At 70.1% G+C, this 19,296-nt stretch carries 17 protein-coding genes and 1 tRNA gene; 10 read left to right on the forward strand and 8 right to left on the reverse strand.

From position 1 onward, the window contains the following. Positions 1–7: 7 nt before the first annotated feature. Both trpS and tdh read right to left on the reverse strand, forming a co-directional pair. On the reverse strand, positions 8–1,039 hold the full coding sequence (gene trpS / locus EXW95_RS06570; RefSeq protein WP_371809950.1) for a tryptophan--tRNA ligase: 1,032 nt from the start codon (positions 1,037–1,039) through the stop codon (positions 8–10). Positions 1,040–1,351: 312 nt separating this feature from the next. After that, a complete protein-coding gene (tdh, locus tag EXW95_RS06575; RefSeq protein WP_174368864.1) occupies positions 1,352–2,377 on the reverse strand; it encodes an L-threonine 3-dehydrogenase in 1,026 nt (341 codons plus the stop codon). A 183-nt stretch (positions 2,378–2,560) separates the two neighbouring features. Between tdh and EXW95_RS20990 the strand changes: the two genes are divergently transcribed. The 4 genes from EXW95_RS20990 (at position 2,561) to murJ (ending at position 5,437) form a co-directional block, all read left to right on the forward strand. Then, a complete protein-coding gene (locus tag EXW95_RS20990; protein ID WP_256435002.1) occupies positions 2,561–2,695 on the forward strand; it encodes a hypothetical protein in 135 nt (44 codons plus the stop codon). Positions 2,696–2,899: 204 nt separating this feature from the next. Further along, positions 2,900–3,322, forward strand: a complete 423-nt coding sequence (locus EXW95_RS06580; protein WP_174366789.1) for a uracil-DNA glycosylase — start codon at positions 2,900–2,902, stop codon at positions 3,320–3,322. Then, positions 3,322–3,774 (forward strand): hypothetical protein, encoded by a 453-nt coding sequence (locus EXW95_RS06585; protein ID WP_174366790.1) that lies wholly within the window; start codon positions 3,322–3,324, stop codon positions 3,772–3,774. Before EXW95_RS06580 ends, EXW95_RS06585 begins: the two co-directional genes overlap by 1 nt. 91 nt (positions 3,775–3,865) lie before the next feature. Next, positions 3,866–5,437 (forward strand): murein biosynthesis integral membrane protein MurJ, encoded by a 1,572-nt coding sequence (murJ, locus tag EXW95_RS06590; protein WP_174368865.1) that lies wholly within the window; start codon positions 3,866–3,868, stop codon positions 5,435–5,437. A gap of 73 nt (positions 5,438–5,510) precedes the next feature. On the opposite strand, the gene EXW95_RS06595 is transcribed toward murJ, so the two are convergent. Beyond that, positions 5,511–6,080, reverse strand: coding sequence for a YdcF family protein (locus EXW95_RS06595; protein ID WP_174366791.1), 570 nt, complete (start codon positions 6,078–6,080; stop codon positions 5,511–5,513). Positions 6,081–6,259: 179 nt separating this feature from the next. Here EXW95_RS06595 and topA point away from each other — a divergent pair, with 179 nt between their 5' ends. Together topA and EXW95_RS06605 are read left to right on the forward strand one after the other, a co-directional pair. Further along, positions 6,260–9,169 (forward strand): type I DNA topoisomerase, encoded by a 2,910-nt coding sequence (gene topA / locus EXW95_RS06600; RefSeq protein ID WP_174366792.1) that lies wholly within the window; start codon positions 6,260–6,262, stop codon positions 9,167–9,169. A gap of 343 nt (positions 9,170–9,512) precedes the next feature. Then, on the forward strand, positions 9,513–10,034 hold the full coding sequence (locus EXW95_RS06605; protein WP_174366793.1) for a hypothetical protein: 522 nt from the start codon (positions 9,513–9,515) through the stop codon (positions 10,032–10,034). A 141-nt stretch (positions 10,035–10,175) separates the two neighbouring features. Here EXW95_RS06605 and EXW95_RS06610 read toward each other — a convergent pair. Continuing rightward, positions 10,176–10,250 (reverse strand) — tRNA-Ala (locus tag EXW95_RS06610). A 104-nt stretch (positions 10,251–10,354) separates the two neighbouring features. Here EXW95_RS06610 and EXW95_RS06615 point away from each other — a divergent pair. Together EXW95_RS06615 and EXW95_RS06620 are read left to right on the forward strand one after the other, a co-directional pair. Then, positions 10,355–11,653, forward strand: a complete 1,299-nt coding sequence (locus EXW95_RS06615) for an HD domain-containing protein (protein WP_174366794.1) — start codon at positions 10,355–10,357, stop codon at positions 11,651–11,653. Between the two features lie 57 nt (positions 11,654–11,710). Beyond that, complete coding sequence (locus EXW95_RS06620; protein WP_174366795.1) at positions 11,711–13,180, forward strand: glycoside hydrolase family 13 protein; 1,470 nt, start codon at positions 11,711–11,713, stop codon at positions 13,178–13,180. Positions 13,181–13,249: 69 nt separating this feature from the next. Here the strand turns inward: EXW95_RS06620 and glp are convergent, their stop codons facing one another. Beyond that, entirely contained in the window at positions 13,250–14,440 is a 1,191-nt protein-coding gene (glp, locus tag EXW95_RS06625) for a gephyrin-like molybdotransferase Glp (protein WP_174366796.1), read from the reverse strand. Between the two features lie 62 nt (positions 14,441–14,502). Here glp and EXW95_RS06630 point away from each other — a divergent pair, with 62 nt between their 5' ends. Further along, positions 14,503–15,705 (forward strand): CAP domain-containing protein, encoded by a 1,203-nt coding sequence (locus EXW95_RS06630; protein WP_174366797.1) that lies wholly within the window; start codon positions 14,503–14,505, stop codon positions 15,703–15,705. A gap of 103 nt (positions 15,706–15,808) precedes the next feature. Next, positions 15,809–16,288: a peptidylprolyl isomerase gene (locus tag EXW95_RS06635; protein ID WP_174366798.1), complete on the forward strand. Its 480-nt coding sequence runs from the start codon at positions 15,809–15,811 to the stop codon at positions 16,286–16,288. A gap of 58 nt (positions 16,289–16,346) precedes the next feature. On the opposite strand, the gene EXW95_RS06640 is transcribed toward EXW95_RS06635, so the two are convergent. From EXW95_RS06640 to EXW95_RS06650, 3 genes are all read right to left on the reverse strand, one after another. Beyond that, positions 16,347–16,862, reverse strand: a complete 516-nt coding sequence (locus tag EXW95_RS06640; protein WP_174366799.1) for an HD domain-containing protein — start codon at positions 16,860–16,862, stop codon at positions 16,347–16,349. Between the two features lie 94 nt (positions 16,863–16,956). Further along, on the reverse strand, positions 16,957–17,931 hold the full coding sequence (gene trxB / locus EXW95_RS06645) for a thioredoxin-disulfide reductase (protein ID WP_174366800.1): 975 nt from the start codon (positions 17,929–17,931) through the stop codon (positions 16,957–16,959). Positions 17,932–18,085: 154 nt separating this feature from the next. Continuing rightward, positions 18,086–19,186, reverse strand: a complete 1,101-nt coding sequence (locus EXW95_RS06650) for a PQQ-binding-like beta-propeller repeat protein (RefSeq protein ID WP_371809952.1) — start codon at positions 19,184–19,186, stop codon at positions 18,086–18,088. Between the last annotated feature and the right edge of the window lie 110 nt (positions 19,187–19,296).

Raw genomic sequence — 19,296 nt, forward strand, 5'->3', positions numbered from 1 at the left:
ACCCAGTTCAGAACAGCGCGGCCCGCACCTGTGCCAGCGTCTGCGCGGCGATCTCGCGGCCCCGCTGTGTGCCATCGCGGAGGAGGGTCATGACCGCCTGCGGATCCTGCGCGTGGGCGGCGCGGCGCTCGCGGATGGGGGTCAACTCGGCGTCGAGGACGTCCAGCAGGTGGCGTTTGACGGTCACGTCGCCCAGGCCTCCGGCGCGGTAGTGGTCCTTCAGGGCCTGCACGCGGGCGGGGTCCGGGTCGAAGGCGTCCAGATACGTGAACACCGGGTTCCCCTCGACCTGTCCGGGGTCCGCCGCGCGCAGGTGGCCTGGGTCGGTGAACATGCCCATCACCTTGCGGCGCAGTTCGTCGGGCGGGTCGCTCAGGTACGCGGCGTTGCCGAGACTCTTGCCCATCTTCGCGTGCCCGTCCAGGCCCGGCAGGCGCGGCGACGCGGACAGGAGCGCCTGCGGTTCGTGCAGCACGTCCGTGCCGTCGGCGGCTGGCCCGTACAGCCCGTTGAAGCGCCGGACGACCTCGCGCGTCAGTTCCAGCATGGGCAGCTGATCCTCGCCGACCGGGACGACCTGCGCGCCGAACGCCGTGATGTCCGCCACCTGCGCCGCCGGGTAGATGAAGAACCCTGCCGGGACCGCGTCCCCGAAGCCCTTCTGCGCGATCTCGGTCTTCACGGTCGGGTTCTGCCGCAGCTTCGACACGGTCACGAGGTTCAGCAGGTACACGGTCAGTTCGGTCAGTTCCGGCACGCCCGACTGCTGCACGAACGTCACCCGCGCCGGGTCCAGGCCCACGCCCAGGTAGTCCAGCATCACCTCCGGGACGTTCCGGCGCAGCACGTCGGGCCGGTCGAAATGATCGGTTAGGCCCTGCACGTCCGCCACCAGCACGAAGACCTCATGCGAGTCCTGCAACGCCACCCGCGACCGCAACGACCCCGCCAGGTGCCCCAGGTGCAACCGGCCCGTCGGGCGGTCCCCCGTCAGCACGCGCGGCCTCTCCCCCATTCCAGTTCCTGTTTCCAACATCATCTAACCTCCAAGACATGAAAAAAGCCGCGCCCGGACACTGAATCCGGGCGCGGCGCGACGATGAACGTCAACAGGCGAAGGCACCCGGATCACCGGGCCACCACACCTGCACGAGAACGCTCATGCGCCGCAGCATGCCGCAGGGAAGCGAAGGAAGGCATCCGCCAGATGGCGAGGGGGGGAAGTGGGGAGTGGGCAGTAGGAAGTGGGACAAGAGAAGGGCACCAGCGTCGGTACCGTCGTCGAGCACCTCCACTTTCCACTCACTACTCCCCACTTCCGGCGCTCCCCACTTCCGGCGCTCCGCGCCTCTTATTCCCAGTTCAGGATGACCTTGCCGCTCTGACCGCCGAGCATGGCGTCGAAGCCCTGCTGGTACTCGTTGATGGGGTAGTGGTGGGTGATGATGGGGGTCAGGTCGAGGCCGGACTGGATGAGGGCGGCCATCTTGTACCAGGTTTCAAACATCTCGCGGCCGTAGATGCCCTTGATGGTCAGCATCTTGAAGATGACGCCGTTCCAGTCGATGTCGACGCGTCCGGCGGGGATGCCGAGCAGGGCGATCTTGCCGCCGTTGTTCATGACGTCGACCATCTGCGCGAAGGCGGGGCCGGAGCCGCTCATTTCCAGGCCGACGTCGAAGCCCTCAGTCATGCCGAGTTCGGTCATGATGGTGCGGAGGTCCTCGTGGGCGACGTTCACGGCGCGGGTGACGCCCATCTTCCGGGCGAGGTCCAGGCGGTAGTCGTTGATGTCCGTGATGACGACGTTTCGCGCGCCGACGTGTTTGGCGACGGCGGCGGCCATCACGCCGATGGGACCGGCGCCGGTGATCAGGACGTCCTCGCCGACCAGATCGAAGCTCAGGGCGGTGTGGACGGCGTTCCCGAAGGGGTCGAAGATCGCGGCGATGTCGTCCGGGATGTCGTCGGGGAGTTTGAAGGCGTTGAAGGCGGGCAGCACGAGGTACTCCGCGAAGGAACCGGGGCGGTTCACGCCGACGCCCAGGGTGTTGCGGCACAGGTGGCGGCGCCCGGCGCGGCAGTTGCGGCAGTGGCCGCAGGTGACGTGACCCTCGCCGCTGACACGGTCCCCGATCTGGAAGCCACGGACCTCGCTGCCGATCGCGGCGACGGTGCCCACGTACTCGTGCCCGACGATCATGGGCACCGGGATGGTCTTCTGCGCCCAGGCGTCCCACTTGTAGATGTGCACGTCCGTGCCGCAGATGCTGCCCTTGCGGACCTTGATCAGGATGTCGTTCGGACCGGGCGTGGGCACCGGCGCCTCGGTCATCCAGATGCCTTCCTGGGCATGTTGTTTGCTCAGGGCGCGCATGGTGTCCGGCAGGGTCGCGCCGGGGGTCGGGGTGGCGGGGTCGTGGGTCACGGGGGCAGTTCTACCCCCGCGCGGCCCGGGGCGCAACGGGCCGGGTCGCGTGGACTGGACGCCACCCGGGCCCCGGGCAGGCTTAATGAAACGTGTGCGCCCCCGCGCGCGCCCCGGCGTAGGCTGGGACGCATGATCAAGTACCGCAAACAGAACCCCCTGGAACCCGAGAAGGACGCGGAAGTGACCGTGAATCTCACGCCGCTGCTGTTCTTCGCCGTGGGCTTCGTGATGATCCGCGCGCTGCTGCGCACCATCCGCAACTGATCCGGACTTCGGTTGCAAGGATTGCCAAAACCTTCAACCCGAGCAGACTCCGAGAGCTGCGGAGCAGAGCGAGCAGGAGAAAAGCGGGTTCCGCGCGTGAAGTCGATAGCTCGGTGGTGTCCCGATCTGTCAACGAGACGAACGGAATCCGTCTGACGGCAGGCTGAAAGATTCCGGGAAGAGCGGTGCGCTACGCTGGGCAGGATGACTCAGCCCGTCCCACAGCAGTTCAAGAGTGCCCGCAGCGGTCGCCTCGTCGTGCCCGGCTGGATGAACCTCGTGCCCGGCAAACCCGACGGGATCGAGATCCAGCTGGACGTGGCCGCCGAGGACCTGCACCGTGATCAGGCCAGCCTCCTGATCGAGTACTGGGCGACCCCGGACGACCTGACCCTGCAGAGCGTCCTGCCCGTCCGCGCGTTCCCCGCGACCGCCGAGGGCTGGTGCGCGTTCGTGCCGCCGCAGGGCCGCGTGCTCGTACGCGCCATCGACCCGCAGCCGAACCCGCCGGTGCTGGCCAGCCACTGGATCAACGTGGACCCCGCCACGCCCGCCGGGACGACCGTGAACGTCGCCGTGAAGTTCCCCGCGCAGACCCCGGCCATCCAGTCCCTGCTGAACCACTGATGAAGGCGCCCACCCACACGCCCCTGACCCGTGAGGAGATCACGGGCGTGGAATTCGACTGGTTCGCCACCGACCCGAGCGGGTTCGTGGCGCAGTTCCTCGCAGCCGGGGACGACACCGTGCCCGCCGCCGCGCTGGCGTCCGAGGAACTGCTGGAGGCCACGCACGTCTGGCTGGATACCCGCCCCGAGACCGAGGAGACCAGCGCGCCCGCCGGGGGGTTCGACGAGCACCTGTGCGCCCCACAGCGCCGGGGGGCGTTCGTGTACGACCACGTGCCCGGCGAGGCTGGCGTATACCGGCTGGTGGCCGCGCCGCGCACGCCCATCACGCTGGACGCCTTTCCGGCGCACCTCCAGGCGTACCTGGGGACGCTGCGCCTGCCGGTGGCGCTGGGGGCCGCGCGGCTGTTCATCCGGCCGGACGGGACCGCCGAAGTCCTGACGGACTGACCCGCCCCACGCCCCGCAGCGTGGGCGGCGCTACAGTGGCCCGGTGAGCAAGTCCCCGCTGGGCCAGCCGCCCGCCCCACCCGAACTGAACATGACCTTCGAGGACGCCGGGCCGCCCGAAACGCCCCCGCCCGCCCGCCCGAGGAAGTCCCTGCGGGCGAACACGATCATCGTGATGCTCGGCACGCTCGGCTCCCGCCTGAGCGGCATCCTGCGCCAGATGGCCCTGAACAACCTGTTCAGCGTGACGCTGGTCGAAGCGTTCAACACGGCCGTCACCATCCCGAACCTGCTGCGGGAACTGCTGGCCGAGGGCGCCCTGGTGAACTCGTTCATCCCGGTGTACAAGACGCTGGACGCCGCCGAGCGCCGGCGACTGGCGCAGGCGTTCAGCGGCGTGCTGATTGCCGTGAACCTCCTGCTGATGGCGGCGGGCATCCTGGCCGCGCCGTACCTCGTGGACCTGCTGCTGGCCGGGCAGTCGAACATCGACCGGGAGCTGGCGCTGTTCATGACGCGCATGGTCATGCCGTTCCTGATGCTGATCAGCCTGTCCGCCATCGCCATGGGGCTGCTGAACGCCGACGAGCACTTCCGTGAGAGCAGTTTCGCGCCCGTGGCGTTCAACATCGCCAGCATCGCGGCGCTGGTGCTGCTGCCCAAACAGGCCGAATGGCTGGCGTTCGGGTGGCTGCTCGGGGGCGTGGCGCAACTCGTGGTGCAGCTCCCTGCCCTGAACCGTTTCGGGCTGCTGCCCACCCCGGCCCTGATGGGCCACCCGGCGGTGCGCCGCGTGCTGCGTCAGATGGCGCCGTTCACGCTGACCGCCGGGGCGCGGCAGTTCCTGAACGTGTACGTGCTGCGCCTGCTGTCCGACGCGCGGCTGTTCGATTCCGGCACGCAGGCCGGGTACTTCAACGCGCAGGCGCTGTTCACTACCGTGAACGGCCTGTTCGTCGTGTCGCCCGTCCTGGCTGTCTTCCCGCGTTTCTCGCAGGCGGCCGCCGAGAAGAACTGGGCGCAGTTCCGCGCGCTGACGGCCAGCACCATCCGCACGACCACGTTCCTGGCGGCTCCCATGAGCGCCCTGATCATCGCGCTGGCTCCCTACGTGATCAGCATCATCAACACCCACGCGCCCCGCACCGCCGAGGAAACCGTGAAATTCCTGGCCGGGGCAGGCATCCTGAGCAGCTGGTCCCTGGCCCTGGTGCCGTGGGCGCTCGTGACGGTGCTGCTGCGCACCTTCTACGCGCGGGAACGGACGCGGGAGGCCGTGACGATCAGCGCCATCGGCTTCGTGCTGGAGGTCGGCCTGTACCGCCTGCTGGTACCACCGCTGGGATTGATCGGCTTCGGGCTGAGCACCACCATCAGCGGCTTGCTGATGACAGCGGCCCTGACCTATCTGTACCGCCGCGCGGTGGGCTTCCCCGCGCGCGAGGTCACGGGGCACCTGCTGCGCGTCGTGCCGCTGGCAGCCGTCTCGGGGGGCGCCGCGTGGCTGATCGCCCGCGCGCTGCCGATCCAGCCGGGCTTCATCCTGACCAGCATTCCCGTACTGGCCCTGGCGGGCGGGGCGGGCCTCGCCGTGTACCTGGGCGGCGCACTCGCCCTGCGCCTGCCGGAAGTCGCGGCGGTGACCCGCCGACTGAAGCGGTAATCGGGTTGTGGGCAGTGGGGTGTGGGTCGTGGGAGAAAACCCCTACAACCCACACCCCACGTCCTACAACCCCCTACAGCCGGATACCCAGCAGCGCGTAGCCCAGTAGGGCGAATTTTTCGCGCAGGACGTACTGGCGGCTGGTGTGGGGGCTCAGGGGGCTGGCGCTGACGTTGGCGTTCATGTTCATGGCGCGGGCCAGGGCGAGGGCGCGGGGGGCGTGGGCGGCGTCGGTGACGAGGGTGACGGGGGTGCCGCCGGGCAGCTGGGCGCGGGCGTTCTCGAGGTTCTGGACGGTGGTGCGGCTGCGTTCCTCGGCGATCAGGGCGCCGCTGGGGACGCCGCGGGCGTGCAGGTAGGTGGTACCGACCTGCCCTTCGGTGAAGCGGTCGCCGGGCTGGCGGCCGCCGGTGACGACGACGCGCTGGACGTGGCCCTGGCGGTAGAGGCTGAGGGCGTGGTCGAGGCGGCGCTGGAAGGCGGGGCTGGGTCGTCCGTCGTACTGCGCGGCGCCGAGGACGATCAGGGTGGGGTTGGGTGCGGAGTTGGGGAGTTGAAGGGGGGGCGCGGTCAGGAAGCCCGTCAGGAGGAGGGCGGTGACCGCGAGGGGAATGATGGAGAGCGTGGCGCCCCGGGCTCGCATGCGGGCAGCGTAGCATGAAGAAAATCTGAATCCTGAGGACTTTCTCGCGTGGGGCCGGGCCGTCCGGGTCGGGAGGGTCGGGGTCCGTTCATGAGGGGGTCTTGGTCCGCTTCTTCCGGAAGCTTCTGCGGGGGCGTGCTACGCTCACCCCTGACTTCTTTAGGGGAGCACCCTTGCTTATGCCCAGATCCTCTGCCCACACGCTGGTTATCGTCGAGTCGCCTGCCAAGGCCCGCACCATCGAGAAGTACCTCGGAAAGGGGTACACGGTGGAGTCGTCCATCGGGCACATCCGCGACCTGCCGAAAAGTGCGGCGGACATTCCCGAGAAGTACAAGGGCAAGGCCTGGGCGCGCCTGGGCCTGGACGTCGAGAACGACTTCCAGCCGCTGTACGTGGTCTCGCCCGAGAAGCGCGCGCACGTGGCGAAGCTGCGCAAACTGGCGCAGGACGCCGACGAGATCATTCTCGCGACCGACGATGACCGCGAGGGCGAGAGCATCGCGTGGCACCTGTTCCAGGAACTGAAGCCGAAGGTGCCGGTGCGGCGCATGGTGTTCCACGAGATCACCAAGGAAGCGATCCAGGCGGCGATTGCCGCGCCGCGTCAGATCGACACGAACCTCGTGGAGGCGCAGGAGGCCCGCCGGGCGCTGGACCGCCTGTACGGGTACGAGGTCAGTCCGGTGCTGTGGAAGAAGGTCGCGCCGAAACTGTCGGCGGGGCGGGTGCAGTCGGTGGCGACGCGCATGCTGGTGCAGCGTGAACGCGAGCGGATGCGCTTTGTCAGCGCGACGTGGTGGGACCTGCTGGTCACGGCGAAGACGGCGGACGGGCAGAGCTTCCCGGCCCGCCTGACCGATCTGGCGGGGCAGAAGCTGGCGCTGGGCCGTGATTTCGACCCGCTGACCGGGCGACTGAAGGACGGCGTGGCCGCCCGCCTGCTGACCGAGGCCGAGGCGCGCGCGCTGGCCGAGGGTCTGGCCGGGCAGCCGCTGACCGTCACGAGCGCGGAGGAAAAGCCGTTCACGCAGCGGCCGTACCCGCCGTTCATCACGTCCACGCTGCAGCAGGAGGGGAGCCGCAAGCTGGGCTTCGCCGCGACCCGCACGATGCGCGCCGCGCAGCGCCTGTACGAGCAGGGGTACATCACCTATATGCGCACGGACTCCACGAACCTCTCCGAGGAGGCCGTGAAGGCGGCGCGGTCGCAGGTGGCGCAGATGTACGGCGCGAACTACCTCTCGCCGCAGCCGCGCGTGTACACGAAGAAGGCGAAGAACGCGCAGGAGGCCCACGAGGCGATCCGCCCCGCCGGGAGCAGCTTCCGCACGCCCGACAGCCTGAAGACCGAACTGTCCGGGGACGAGTGGCGCCTGTACGACCTGATCTGGAAGCGCACGGTCGCCTGCCAGATGGCGGACGCGCGTGGTCGCGGCCTGCGCGTTCGCCTGGGCGGCAGGGCGAAGGGGGGTGAGGAGGTGGCCCTGAGCGCGTCGGGCCGCACCATCGACTTCCCCGGTTTCCTGCGCGCGTACGTGGAGGGCAGCGACGACCCCAGCGCCGCGCTGGAGGACCGCGAGACGCCCCTGCCCCCCCTGAGCGAGGGGCAGCGCGTGACGGCGGACAGCGCCAAACCCGAGGGGCACGAGACGCAGCCGCCCGCCCGCTTCACGGAGGCCAGCCTGGTGCAGTCGCTGGAGGCCGCCGGGATCGGGCGTCCCAGCACGTACGCGAGCATCCTGGGCACCATTCAGGACCGCGGGTACGCCACGAAGAAGGGTCAGGCGCTGATTCCGTCCTGGACGGCGTTCGCCACGAGCGCCCTGCTGGAGCACCACTTCGGGACGCTGGTGGACTACGACTTCACCGCGAAGATGGAAGAGGACCTCGACGAGATCGCCGGGGGCCGCGAGAGCCGCGTGCCGTACCTGAAACGCTTCTACCTGGGGGACCAGGGGCAGGGCATGGCGCTGAAACCCACCATCGAGCGGCAGATGGGCGAGATTGACGCGCGCGGCATCGCCACCATCCGCGTGCCGAAACTGGAGGGCAGCGGCGTGGAGGTCCGCGTGGGCCGTTTCGGGCCGTACATGGAACGCGGCGAGCAGAAGGCGAACCTGCCCGAGGACCTCGCGCCGGACGAACTGACCGCCGAGAAGGCCGAGGAGATTCTCGCGCGGCCCAGCGGCGACCGGCCCCTGGGCACCGACCCGGACACCGGGATGCCCGTCGTGGCCCGCGCCGGACGCTACGGGCCCTACGTGACGCTGGGCGACACGAACCCGCCGGCACGCAGCGCCAGCCTCTTCCCCGGCGACGACCTGGGCACCCTGAGCCTGGAGCGCGCCCTGCAACTCCTGACCCTGCCCCGACTGGTCGGCAGCAGCGACGGCGAGGAAGTGTGGGCGTTCAACGGCAAGTACGGCCCGTACCTGAAACGCGGGAACGACAGCCGCAGCCTCGCCACGCACGAGCAGCTGTTCACGGTGACGCTCCCCGAGGCGGAGGCGCTGTTCCTGCAACCGCGCTTCCGGGCACGCGCCGCCGCCGCCGGACCGCTGCGGACCTTCGAGTTCCCGGGCCGCGCCGCCATCCAGCTCAAGGACGGCCGTTTCGGACCGTACCTGACCGACGGCGAACGCAACGCGACCCTGCGCAAGGGTGAAACGCCGGAGAACCTGACCGCCGAACGCGCCCTGGAAATCCTGGAGGAACGCGGCAAGGAACCCAAGAAGAAACCTGGCAAGACCGGGGCGACGAAGAAGGCCGCGCCCAAGCCCGGTGCGACCAAGACCACCGCGAAGGCCGGGGCGAAGAAACCAGCCGCCAAGTCGACCGCCAAGAAACCTGCGGCGAAGAAGCCCGCCGCGAAGGCCGCACCCGCCAAAGCCACCTTCACCTGGGCGGACCTGCAACCCCACCTGGGCGTCCTGAGCGACCCTGAACGCCGCCTCGTGACCGCCACGCGCGGCGAGGGCCGCAAGGTCGAGGACGTCGCGCCGGAACTCGGCTTGGAAATCAAGAAAGCCAAGGGCATGGCCCTGCAGGCCAGCAAGAAACTCAATCAGGCCGCGCGCGGCGAATAACGAGTCATACGGACTCGGATTGAATGGGCTGCAAAGCCCGTTCAATCCGAGCGAAGCGAGTGGGAGCAACACGGGTTCCGGACGTGGAGCCGGCAATCCGGTGAAGTTCCGGATTGTTGGCGAAACAAACGGAATCCGTATCATACGGACACCGATTGAACGATCTGTACAGCCTTTCAACCGGAGTCCGTATCAGTCGAGCGCTCCCCTGCCAGCACTCCTCAGCCGCACTGTCCGTCAGCCCCAGCGGAGGAGCTGTGGGCGCTTCACCGAACCCCAATCAAACCGCTGCGGCGGTCACATGAGGCAACGCGCCGACAGTCACCCGCTTAGGGTCGTACCCATGAAACGCACCCTTGCCCTGGCCCTCGCCCTTCTTCTGCCCACCGCCGCTGCCGAGGTCAAAAGAGTCCCCGGCACCGACACCTACTACAACTACAGGACCGACGCCATGACGGACGCCAACCAGAGCTTCGTCGTCATCGCAGAGATCAACGACACCACCGCCGAAACCACCCTGGATCTCATCTGCCGGGGCGGCAACGTGGAAATCTACCTGAACACCAAGAACGACCTGCTCAGCGCCGACGACTACGACCTGGAACGCGCGCCGAACATCATGTACCGCGTGGACGCCCAGCAGGCCAAGACCATTCCCACCGTCGTCACCACCAACAACGACGAGCCCGACTACACCACCCTCGGCTTCGACGAGGCCCGCACGCAGATCATGCTCGCGGCCCTCACGAACGCCCAGCAGAAGATCACGATCCGCATCCTCCGCAACGGCGCCAGCGCCCTGGACTACACCTTCTCCACGAAGGGCTTCAAGGACGGGATGCGGATGATCAAACACTGCAAGTAACCGCACCATTCCCGACCCCGCCCCTCCGGCGGGGTTTTTCCTCTCGCCACCCATTACACACCGGATGACACACAACGCGAGAAGCCAGGGTTTTTGGACCCTGGCTTCTTCGTGTTCAAGTCGTCCGGGACGACTCTTTTTTGGTGGAGGCTTGGGGATTCGAACCCCAGACCCTCCGCTTGCAAAGCGGATGCTCTCCCGCTGAGCTAAGCCCCCTCAGCGCCCGGCAATGTATCAGAGGAGTGCGGTTCTGGCAAGGGGGGGTGGCGTAGGCCGTGCGGCGGAGGCTGCCCGGATCGGGGGCGGATAGAGTGGCGGGCATGTTCCGTCGCCGCCTTCCTCTGCCACCGTTTCCGCCGGGTGGGGTGCTGGTGGGGGGCGCGGCGCGTGATTGGTTGCGTGGGGTGGCGGCGAAGGATTTCGACTGGATGGTGCCAGACCCGGCCGGGGCGGCGCGGGGGCTGGCGGGCGCGCTGGGTGGGTCGGCGTTCGAGCTAGACGCCGAACGGGGGTACTGGCGGGTGTCGGCGGCGGGTGGGGTGCAGCATGATCTGGTGCCGCGCCCGGCGGACGTGGCGGAGGACCTGCGGCGGCGGGATTTCACGGTGAATGCGCTGGGGGTGCTGCCGGGTGGGCGGGTGCTGGACGTGGTGGGCGGGCAGGCGGACCTGCGTGCGCGGAGGCTGCGGATGGTGTCGCGGGAGAATCTGCGCGCGGATCCGCTGCGGGCGTGGCGGGCGGCGCGGTTCGAGCTGACGCTGGGGTTCCGGCTGGAGCCACTGACGGAGGCGGCGGTGCGGGAGGTCGCGTCGGATCTGGCGGCGGGTCGCCTGCCGCTGCCCGCGTGGGAGCGGGTGCGGGATGAGGTGCACGCGCTGCTGCGCTCGGCGGACGCGGCGCGGGGCGTGGGGCGGCTGGAGGAGCTGGGCCTGCTGACCCTGACCGTGCCGGAGTTGCGCGAGGGGCTGGGCGTGACGCAGGGTGGCTTTCATCACCTGGACGTGTTCGCGCATGGGGTGGAGGCGCTGCATCAGCTGATCGGGCGCTTCCCGGACGCCCCGGTGCCGCTGCGCTGGGCGGCGCTGCTGCATGACGTGGGCAAACCCCGCACGCTGGCGCGGGACGAGCTGACCGGGCGGGCGTCGTTCCACGGGCATGACAAGGTCGGGGCGGCCCTCACGGCGCAGGTGCTGACGCGCCTGAAACTTCCGGGCGAGGAGGTGCGGCACGCGGCGGCGCTGGTCGGGGCGCACATGGTCCCGCTGCCCGCCAGCGAGCGGGAGGCGCGGCGTTTCGTACACCGCCGCCGCGCGCTGCTGCCGGACCTGCTGGCGGTCATGCTGGCGGACCGCGAGGCGGCGCGCGGCCCGCTGAGCAGCGAGGCGTCCCGCCGGGCGTACGCGCGCGGCATCGAGCGGGTCCTGGCGGCGCTGGAGGAGCAACCCAGCGCCCCGCCCCCGCTGCTGCGCGGCGAGGAGATCATGGCCCTGCTGGGCGTGCCGCCGGGCCCCCGCGTGGGCGAGGCGACCCGCGCGCTGGCCGAGGCGGCAGCCCTGGGCGAGGTGACCACCCCTGACGAGGCCCGCGCGTTCCTGCGCGCCTGGAACGCCGCAAACTAGCCGGGTCCGGGGGCCGTCAGCATTCCGACAGTCCGGGGGGGCTATCCTGGCCCGGTCATGAACGCGCTCCACCCCGACCGTACCCTCGATGCCCGCCCCGTCACGCCGCAGTGGGTGACGGACGCGGTGTTCTACCAGATCTTCCCCGACCGCTTCGCCCGGTCGGGCCGCGTGCGGGGCCTGAACCTGCAGGAGTGGGGGGACACGCCGCACTTCAACCGCTACATGGGCGGGGACCTGTGGGGCGTGGCGGCGAAACTGGATTACATCCAGAGTCTGGGCGTGAATGCCATCTACTTCTGCCCGGTGTTCCAGTCGGCCAGCAACCACCGTTACCACACGCACGACTACTACCAGGTGGACCCCATGCTGGGCGGGAACGAGGCGCTGCGGCACCTGATCGACGAGGCGCACGCGCGCGGTATGCGCGTGGTGCTGGACGGCGTGTTCAATCACGCCAGCCGGGGGTTCTTCCAGTTCAACGATCTGCTGGAGCAGGGTGAGGCGAGCGCGTACCGGGACTGGTTCCACGTGGACGGCTGGCCGCTGCACCCGTACGACGACGCGCGGCCCGCGAACTACGCGGCGTGGTGGGGGAACCGCGCGCTGCCGAAGTTCAACACGGACAACCGCGCGGTGCGGGCGTTCCTGTGGGACGTCGCGGAGCACTGGATCCGTTTCGGGGTGGACGGCTGGCGGCTGGACGTCCCGAACGAGATCGACGACGATTCGTTCTGGCAGGAGTTCCGGCGGCGCGTGAAGGCCATCAACCCGGACGCGTACATCGTCGGGGAGATCTGGGGCGACGCGCACCGCTGGTTGCAGGGCGACCAGTTCGATGCGGTCATGAACTACCACTTCACGCGGCCCTGCCTGGCGTTCTTCGGGGCGCACACGCTGGATCACCCCATGAACGAACGCAGCGGCACGGGGCGCATTGACGCCATGGACGCCGCCTCGTTCGCGCACCGCATGACCGAGGTCACGCAGATGTACCACCCGGACGTGGTGCGCGTGCAGCTCAACCTGCTCGACTCGCACGACACCGCGCGCTTCCTGACCGCCGTGGGCGGCGACCACTCGGCGTTCCGGCTGGCGACGGTGTTCCAGATGACGTACGTGGGCACGCCCTGCATCTACTACGGGGACGAGGTCGGCCTGCCCGGCGGTCCGGACCCCGACTGCCGCCGCGCGTTCCCCTGGGACGAGGGGGCCTGGAATCAGGAGACGCTGGCCCTGACCCGCAAACTCACGGCGGCCCGTCACGCCAGCCCGGCCCTGCAGCGCGGGGACTTCCACGTGACGCACGCGCAGGGCGAGCAGCTCGTGTACGCCCGCCGTCACGCGAGCGGCACGGCGCTGATCGGCCTGAACGCGGGCCGCGAGGACGCCCACCTGCCCTTCACGGGCGTCACGCCCGGCGACTACCGCGACGTCATCACGGGCCGCACCGTGCACCTGACCGGCGACACGCCCCTCAGCGTCCCCGCGCGCGGCGCGATGGTGCTGGTGCCCCTGGGGTTGTAGGTTGTCGGCTGTGGGTTGTAGGGAATGCATCCGGTGTTCCCACAACCCACACCCCACGTCCCACAACCGTTACAGCAGAATCACGTCCACGTCGTCGCCGGGCTGCACGGCCTGACCTTCGGGGACGATGACCAGGGCGCCCGCGTCACTCAGGGACCGGAGGATGCCGCTGCCCTGCTGGCCGTAGTCGTGGACCGTGCCGCCGTCGATCACGCCGCGCCAGAAGGCGGTCTTGTCCGGCAGGGCGCGGAATGGGGTGGCGGCACGCAGGCGCAGCGTCTGCGGGGGCTGGCCGGTCAGGGCGGGCCGGACGATCACGTGGAACACCACGAGGCTGCTGACGGGGTTACCGGGCAGGCCGAAGACGGGCAGGCCGTTCCAGCCGCCCAGGATGGCGGGTCCGCCGGGGCGCATGCGGACCTTCCAGAAGCTCACGCGGCCCTGCTCGACCAGCAGGTCGCGCATGAAGTCGTATTTGCCCATGCTGACGCCGCCGCTGGTCAGCAGGACGTCCGCGCCGCCTGCCGCGTCAATGGCCGACTGGAGGGCCAGGGGGCTGTCGGGCGCGTGCCCGAGCGGGAGGACCTCGCACCCGGCTTCCAGCAGCATGGCGTGCAGGCCGACGCTGTTGCTGTCGTACACCTGCCCCGCGGTCAGGGGCTGCCCGGGCGGGACGACCTCGTCCCCGGTGGAGAGCAGCGCGACCCGCAGGCGGCGCTGCACGCTCAGCTGCGCGTGCCCCAGGGCCGCCGCGAGTGCCAGCCGGGGCGCCGTGAGGACCTGCCCGGCGTGCAGGACGACCTCGCCCGCACGGAAGTCCCCGCCTTCATGGCGAACGTCGGCGGGACTGGCCGCGCGGCGCAGGAGCACGCCTTCAGGGCCGTCGTCGGTCAACTGCTCGACCGGGCAGATGGCGTCCGCGCCCGCCGGGAGGGGCGCGCCGGTGTAGATCCGCACGCACTCGCCCGCGCCGACCGTCCCGGTGAACGCCGCCCCGGCGCGGCTCTCGCCGATCACGCGCAGGCGCACCGGGGCGTCCGGCGTCGCGCCCAGCGTGTCGGCCTCGCGGGCGGCGATGCCGTCCAGGGCACTCTCGGTGGCGCTGGGGTGACTGACCAGCGCGGGCACGTCGTGGGCCAGGGTGCGGCCGTACGCCTGCGCCAGGGGCACCGTCTCGGGGGTCCGTTCGGGCAGCAGGGCGCTCAGGTGCGCGCGGGCGTCGGTCACGCTGACGTGCATCGGGAAGGTCGGGGCGGTCATGAAGGCAGGATAGGCGCGCGGCGCACGCAGCGCAGCCCCGGCCCGTCTAGCCTGAAGGGATCATGGTGGGTTGGAGGCGGGCCCTGTGGGCGATTCTGGGTGGCGCGGCGCTGTTCGCGCTGGGCCTGACCGGCATCTGGCTGGCCGGGTGGTGGCCGGGGCAGCAGGCGGGGCAGCGGACGGCCCTGCCGCCCGCGCCGCGCGTGGAGGGGCAGGCACCCTCAATCCCGCCTCCGGAGGTCCCGGCCGAACCGGTGGTGGAGGTCACTCCTGTTCCTCCGGCACCCGTCACCGCGCCCGGGGCACTGCGCCCGGTGCCCCCGGACCTCGCCGGGGTTCAGGAGGAGGTGCAGGACGAGGAGGTGCAGGACACGGCCCCCGCCTCCCCGGCCAGCGGGGAGCAGCAACCGGTTGATGCGGGGCAGCCCGCCCCGACGCCACCCCGGCCCGTGGTGACCGTTCCCCCGGCCGCTCCCCCAGCCGCCACCCCGGCCTCTCCCCTGCTGGCGGGCCTGAACCGGGTGCGGGCGCGTGCCGGGCTGCCCGCCGTGCGGTTCGAGGCGGCGTGGCAGGCGGGCTGCGCGGGGCACGCGCGGTACCTCGTGCGGGAGAACCGCGCCGAGCACCGTCAGGACCCCGCCAGTCCGTTCCGGTCGGCAGCGGGCGAGGCGTGCGCGCCCGGCCATTACTTCGTGTCCAGCCGCGCGGACTCGGGGCCTGAGCGGGCGCTGACGTACTGGGTGGGCGGCGCGTTTCACCTGCCGCAGCTGATCGATCCGCGGCTGACGCGCGTGGCGGCGGGCGTGGCGCACGACGCGGCCGGGGGGTTCCAGTCGGCGGTGGTGCTGGACGTCCGGCGCGGCCTGACGGGCGCGGCGCGCTACCCGGTGCGGTACCCGGCGCCCGGTCAGGCGGCGCCCAGCCTGCGGGCCGCGACGGGCGAGTGGCCGGACGCGCTGGCCGGATGCCCCATGGTGGCGGCGCGGGGGGCGCCGGTGGCGCTGCTGCTCGGCCCAGGCCGGGCGGGCGAGGTGAGTGGCGTGACGCTGCGCGTGAACGGGCAGGCGGTGGGCGCGTGCCTGCTGACGGCGGACTCGTTCACCGGGGCGAACGAGTCCGAGACGCGGGTGGGCCGCACCGTCCTGGCCGCGCAGGGGGGCGCGCTGGCCCTGCCGGACGCGCCGCTGCCCGCCGGGGCGAACGTGCAGGTGCGCTTCGCAACGGCGCGCGGTCCGGTGACGTGGACGTTCCGCACGCAGCCGTGACCCGCAGGAGACCGTGACGTGCGGGTCAGGGGGTACACTCCTGAATGGCGAGCACGCCCCTCGCGCCCACCTGATCTCGGTGGGACCGCGAAACGGAGACCCCATGAACATCACCCAGGACAAGGTTGTCGAACTCGACTACAAACTCACCGTGAACGGCGAGGTCATCGATCAGAGCGAACCCGGCGAACCGCTGGTGTACCTGCAGGGCCACAGCAACATCATCCCCGGCCTGGAACGCGCGCTGGAAGGCAAGACCGTCGGCGACGAGCTGCAGGTGACCGTGCAGCCCGAGGACGGCTACGGCGAGCGTGACGAGGAGAACGTCGACGAACTGTCCCGCGAGGACTTCGAGGACGACGTCGAGGTCGGCGCGACGTACTACGCGCAGGCGGAGGACGGCAGCGTCATTCCCTTCACGGTCATGAGCGTGGACGGCGAGAAGATCACCGTGGACTTCAACCCGCCGCTGGCCGGGATGGTCCTGAACTTCGACGTGAAGGTCCTGAACGTCCGCGACGCCACCCCCGAGGAACTCGACCACGGGCACGCGCACAGCGACGGCGACCACGACCACGAGTAAGCCCTGAACCAGAGCGGCGCCGCCCCTTCCAACCGGGGCGGCGCCGCTCTGGATTCACCTATTCCTGGTCGTCGTAGAGGTGCAGCAGGGTGGCGTCCGGGTCCCCGCCGGGGTGGTGGTGCCGGGCGACCAGCCGGGCCACGCGGGGCCGCGCCCCGGCGTGCGCGAGGAGCCGCGCGCCGAGTTCCGGGTGGTGCGCGCGGATGCCGATCGCGCCCACGGGTGGCAGCACCCGCGACAGACGGTTCGGGATCAGTCCGACCAGCACGCGTTCCCACAGGAAGTAGGGGCGCAGGCTCTTGCCGCAGTCGTGCAGCAGCGCGGCGGCGATCAGCTGTGGGTCGGCGTGCGGGTGGTCACGCAGCAGGTGCCGGGTGACGCGGCAGGCGTGCTCACGGTCGCGGGGGTCCATGGCGCGGTACACGCGGGCTTCCTCGGGCGTCAGGTGCGTTTGCGCCCAGGGGTCGTCGGGGTGGGCGTCCTCGGCGTTCACGCTGCGCAGCAGGCGGCGGGCCTTGGCGGCGTATCCGCGCGCCTTGCGGCGGATGCGAGCGAGGAGGGAACGGCGCGGCATGCGCTGAGCATAAGCGAGCGGGACGTCCCGGTGCTGCCCGGTCGTCCCGCTGCGGTGCTGAAGTGTTCTTAATGGCCGGTGAGGCGAGGGGGCCTCAGTCGGCGGCGGTTTCGGTTTCGAGTTCCAGGGCGGCCAGGGCGCGTTCGGCGCTCATGGCGGCGCGGGTTCCGGCGCCGACGCTGGTGCCCAGCTGGCGGTAGATGTAGTCGCTGACGTCCCCGGCCGCGAACAGCATGGGCACGCTGGTGTAGATCTCGTCGGTGACGTCCACGTACCCGTCGGGGCGGAGCTTGACGGTGTCCTTCACGAACTCGGTGTTGGGGGTGTGACCGATGAAGATGAACACGCCGTCGGTGCTCATGTCGCTTTCCTCGCCGGTCTTGAGGTTCTTCAGGCGGACGCCGCTGACGGCGTCGTCGCCCTTGATCTCCTCGACGGCGGTGTCCCAGATGAATTTCATCTTGGGGTTCGCGAACGCGCGGGCCTGGGCGACCTTGTTGGCGCGCAGGGTGTCGCGGCGGTGGATCAGGGTGACCTCGTCGGCGAACTTGGTCAGGAACAGGCCTTCCTCGACGGCGGCGTCGCCCCCGCCGATCACGACGACCTTCTTGCCGCGGTAGAAGAAGCCGTCGCAGGTGGCGCAGGTGCTGACGCCGCGGCCCCAGAAGGCCTCCTCGCCGGGGATGCCCAGGCGTTTGGGGTTGGCGCCGGTGGCGAGGATCACGGCCTTGGCGCGGTAGGTGCCGCTGTAGCCGGTGACGGTGAAGGGGTAGGCGTGTTCGCGGTCGTCGTCCGTGCGGGCGATGCTCTGGACCTCGTCCATCTCGATCCTGCCGCCGAACTTCTCGGCCTGCTGCTGCATGCGGCTGGCGAGTTCCATGCCGCTGATGGGTTCGGGGAAGCCGGGGTAGTTCTCGACTTCCTCGGTCTGGGCGATCTGCCCGCCGGGGAGGCCCTTTTCGAGGATCAGGGTGCTGAGTTCGGCGCGGCCGGTGTAGATGGCGGCGGTGAGTCCGGCGGGGCCGCCGCCGACGATGACCACGTCGTAGTTCTGGGTGTTGCCCGTCATGGGTGAAGGGTACCACCGGGCACGATCCGGGATGGTCAGCCACGCACACTTTACTTTTTAAAGCATGACTGGACGGGGTGGCGTGCCAGGGCGCCCCCACCACAACAGCACGGGGCCCGGCAGCACACGCCGCCGGGCCCACCGCCAGAGAGGCTCAGTTCGTGCGGGGCGGGACAGGCTGCGCGGGTGCCGCCCCCGCGCTGGGCTTCAGGGCGGCCAGCACGGCGGTCGCGGCGGCCCGGCGCGCCTGCGTCTGCGCCTGCAGTTCCGCCGGGGTCGTCATGCGCCCCACCAGGTTCGGCGCGCCGTGGAAACTCGTCCACGCGCCCACCGCCAGCGGACGACCCTTCTGGATGATGTTCAGCCCGCCCCCTTCCGTCACGAAGTACAGCGAGCCCTGATCACTGACGCTCGCGCCGGTATCGATCTTCTTGCCGGTCCTGATCTGCCACAGGGACTGCCCGGCCTTCCCGATCGCGTGCAGCGTGCCGCGCAGGTCCGGAACGACCACCACGCCGTCGCTGAGTTCCACGGCGCTGGCCGCGATCCCCGCACCCGCCTTGTAGGTCCATTCCAGTTCGCCGGTGGTGTTCACGGCGTACACGCTGCCGTCGTAACTACCCACCACGACCAGACCACCACTGGTCACGATCGGGTTGGCGTTCACGAACAGTCCCGTCAGGAACGTCCACTTCGGCTGACCGTCGGGTGCGACCGCGTGAATGCGGCGGTCACTGCTGCCGAAGTACACCGTGCCGTCCGGACCGATGGCTGGGGAGCTGAACACCAGCGATCCGGCCGTGTAGGCCCACTTCAGCTTCCCGTCCCCGCTCAGGGCGTGCATGCGGTTGTTCTGCGCCCCGAAGTAGATGGTGCCGTCCGCGGCGACGGCGGGGCTGCTGAACACCGGCGCGCCCACCTTGTACGTCCAGAGGGGCTGCCCGGCGGCGTTCAGGGCGTGCACGGTGCCCCCGGCGGTCGCGATGATCAGGCTGCCGTCGGGACGCAGGGCGGGCGTGGCGAAGATGTCACCGTCCAGCTTGCGTTTCCACAGGAGTTTGCCCTTGGGGTCCAAGGCGTACACGGTGTCGTCGTAGGACGTGGCGATGGTCACGCCCTGCGGCGTCACGAGCGGGTAGGCGCGGCCGATGTCGCCGACGGTGAAGTTCCATTTCTCGCTGCCCTTCGCGTCGGTCCGGTGGACCTTCGCGTCGGAACCCACGAACGTGAGATCCCCGTTCGGGGAGACCGTCACGCCGGAGATGACACGGAGTTCCTTGAAGACATCGACCTTGGGAGCAACAAACTGAGGGTTGGATGAAGGTACGGCCTGCCCGTTGGACACGGAGAAACCGGTCAATGTCA

This window comes from Deinococcus sp. JMULE3 (genome assembly GCF_013337115.1).
GTDB lineage: Bacteria > Deinococcota > Deinococci > Deinococcales > Deinococcaceae > Deinococcus.

What these genes read in the sequence shown, in the direction of transcription:
- trpS (WP_371809950.1), bottom strand. Translation starts at nt 1,039, where the DNA reads ATGATGTTGGAAACAGGAACTGGAATGGGGGAGAGGCCGCGCGTGCTG.
- tdh (WP_174368864.1), bottom strand. Translation starts at nt 2,377, where the DNA reads ATGCGCGCCCTGAGCAAACAACATGCCCAGGAAGGCATCTGGATGACC.
- EXW95_RS20990 (WP_256435002.1), top strand. Translation starts at nt 2,561, where the DNA reads ATGATCAAGTACCGCAAACAGAACCCCCTGGAACCCGAGAAGGACGCG.
- EXW95_RS06580 (WP_174366789.1), top strand. Translation starts at nt 2,900, where the DNA reads ATGACTCAGCCCGTCCCACAGCAGTTCAAGAGTGCCCGCAGCGGTCGC.
- EXW95_RS06585 (WP_174366790.1), top strand. Translation starts at nt 3,322, where the DNA reads ATGAAGGCGCCCACCCACACGCCCCTGACCCGTGAGGAGATCACGGGC.
- murJ (WP_174368865.1), top strand. Translation starts at nt 3,866, where the DNA reads ATGACCTTCGAGGACGCCGGGCCGCCCGAAACGCCCCCGCCCGCCCGC.
- EXW95_RS06595 (WP_174366791.1), bottom strand. Translation starts at nt 6,080, where the DNA reads ATGCGAGCCCGGGGCGCCACGCTCTCCATCATTCCCCTCGCGGTCACC.
- topA (WP_174366792.1), top strand. Translation starts at nt 6,260, where the DNA reads ATGCCCAGATCCTCTGCCCACACGCTGGTTATCGTCGAGTCGCCTGCC.
- EXW95_RS06605 (WP_174366793.1), top strand. Translation starts at nt 9,513, where the DNA reads ATGAAACGCACCCTTGCCCTGGCCCTCGCCCTTCTTCTGCCCACCGCC.
- EXW95_RS06615 (WP_174366794.1), top strand. Translation starts at nt 10,355, where the DNA reads ATGTTCCGTCGCCGCCTTCCTCTGCCACCGTTTCCGCCGGGTGGGGTG.
- EXW95_RS06620 (WP_174366795.1), top strand. Translation starts at nt 11,711, where the DNA reads ATGAACGCGCTCCACCCCGACCGTACCCTCGATGCCCGCCCCGTCACG.
- glp (WP_174366796.1), bottom strand. Translation starts at nt 14,440, where the DNA reads ATGACCGCCCCGACCTTCCCGATGCACGTCAGCGTGACCGACGCCCGC.
- EXW95_RS06630 (WP_174366797.1), top strand. Translation starts at nt 14,503, where the DNA reads ATGGTGGGTTGGAGGCGGGCCCTGTGGGCGATTCTGGGTGGCGCGGCG.
- EXW95_RS06635 (WP_174366798.1), top strand. Translation starts at nt 15,809, where the DNA reads ATGAACATCACCCAGGACAAGGTTGTCGAACTCGACTACAAACTCACC.
- EXW95_RS06640 (WP_174366799.1), bottom strand. Translation starts at nt 16,862, where the DNA reads ATGCCGCGCCGTTCCCTCCTCGCTCGCATCCGCCGCAAGGCGCGCGGA.
- trxB (WP_174366800.1), bottom strand. Translation starts at nt 17,931, where the DNA reads ATGACGGGCAACACCCAGAACTACGACGTGGTCATCGTCGGCGGCGGC.